The following is a 1,721-nucleotide window of genomic DNA, read 5'->3' on the forward strand; positions in this document are numbered from 1 at the left end:
AAAACTGGTAGGGCTGGTTGGACTCGAACCAACGACCCCCGCGTTATCAACACGGTGCTCTAACCAGCTGAGCTACAGCCCCAAATGCTGTTCTTTATATTGACAGTCGATAAGTGTGAACGCTTGATGAGTGAATCATTTACATGATTCGTGCCACTCTAGAAAGGAGGTGATCCAGCCGCACCTTCCGATACGGCTACCTTGTTACGACTTCACCCCAGTCACGAATCCTACCGTGGTAAGCGCCCTCCTTACGGTTAAGCTACCTACTTCTGGTAAAACCCGCTCCCATGGTGTGACGGGCGGTGTGTACAAGACCCGGGAACGTATTCACCGCGACATGCTGATCCGCGATTACTAGCGATTCCAACTTCATGCAGTCGAGTTGCAGACTACAATCCGGACTACGATACACTTTCTGCGATTAGCTCCCCCTCGCGGGTTGGCGGCGCTCTGTATGTACCATTGTATGACGTGTGAAGCCCTACCCATAAGGGCCATGAGGACTTGACGTCATCCCCACCTTCCTCCGGTTTGTCACCGGCAGTCTCATTAGAGTGCCCTTTCGTAGCAACTAATGACAAGGGTTGCGCTCGTTGCGGGACTTAACCCAACATCTCACGACACGAGCTGACGACAGCCATGCAGCACCTGTGTGATGGTTCTCTTTCGAGCACTCCCAAATCTCTCCGGGATTCCATCCATGTCAAGGGTAGGTAAGGTTTTTCGCGTTGCATCGAATTAATCCACATCATCCACCGCTTGTGCGGGTCCCCGTCAATTCCTTTGAGTTTTAATCTTGCGACCGTACTCCCCAGGCGGTCTACTTCACGCGTTAGCTGCGTTACCAAGTCAATTAAGACCCGACAACTAGTAGACATCGTTTAGGGCGTGGACTACCAGGGTATCTAATCCTGTTTGCTCCCCACGCTTTCGTGCATGAGCGTCAGTTTTGACCCAGGGGGCTGCCTTCGCCATCGGTGTTCCTCCACATATCTACGCATTTCACTGCTACACGTGGAATTCTACCCCCCTCTGCCAAACTCTAGCCTTGCAGTCTCCATTGCCATTCCCAGGTTGAGCCCGGGGATTTCACAACAGACTTACAAAACCGCCTGCGCACGCTTTACGCCCAGTAATTCCGATTAACGCTTGCACCCTACGTATTACCGCGGCTGCTGGCACGTAGTTAGCCGGTGCTTATTCTTCAGGTACCGTCATTAGATCTCTGTATTAGAAAGACCCGTTTCTTCCCTGACAAAAGAGCTTTACAACCCGAAGGCCTTCTTCACTCACGCGGCATTGCTGGATCAGGCTTGCGCCCATTGTCCAAAATTCCCCACTGCTGCCTCCCGTAGGAGTCTGGACCGTGTCTCAGTTCCAGTGTGGCTGGTCGTCCTCTCAGACCAGCTACTGATCGATGCCTTGGTAGGCTTTTACCCTACCAACTAGCTAATCAGATATCGGCCGCTCCAGGAGCATGAGGTCTTGCGATCCCCCACTTTCATCCTTAGATCGTATGCGGTATTAGCGTAACTTTCGCTACGTTATCCCCCACTCCAGGGTACGTTCCGATATATTACTCACCCGTTCGCCACTCGCCGCCAGGTTGCCCCGCGCTGCCGTTCGACTTGCATGTGTAAGGCATGCCGCCAGCGTTCAATCTGAGCCAGGATCAAACTCTTCAGTTTAATCTCTGTTACTTTTGCCGTTTTACCGGC

The 1,721-nt window shown here is 52.5% G+C and carries 1 tRNA gene and 1 rRNA gene; both read right to left on the minus strand.

The features are described 5' to 3' along the window. Nucleotides 1-5 precede the first annotated feature (5 nt). Nucleotides 6-82 (minus strand) — tRNA-Ile (locus BMX85_RS29800). An 80-nt stretch (nt 83-162) separates the two neighbouring features. Next, a 16S ribosomal RNA gene (locus BMX85_RS29805) occupies nt 163-1,691 on the minus strand. Nucleotides 1,692-1,721 lie beyond the last annotated feature (30 nt).

The sequence above is a fragment of the Duganella sp. CF517 genome (assembly GCF_900110275.1).
Lineage (GTDB): Bacteria > Pseudomonadota > Gammaproteobacteria > Burkholderiales > Burkholderiaceae_D > Rugamonas.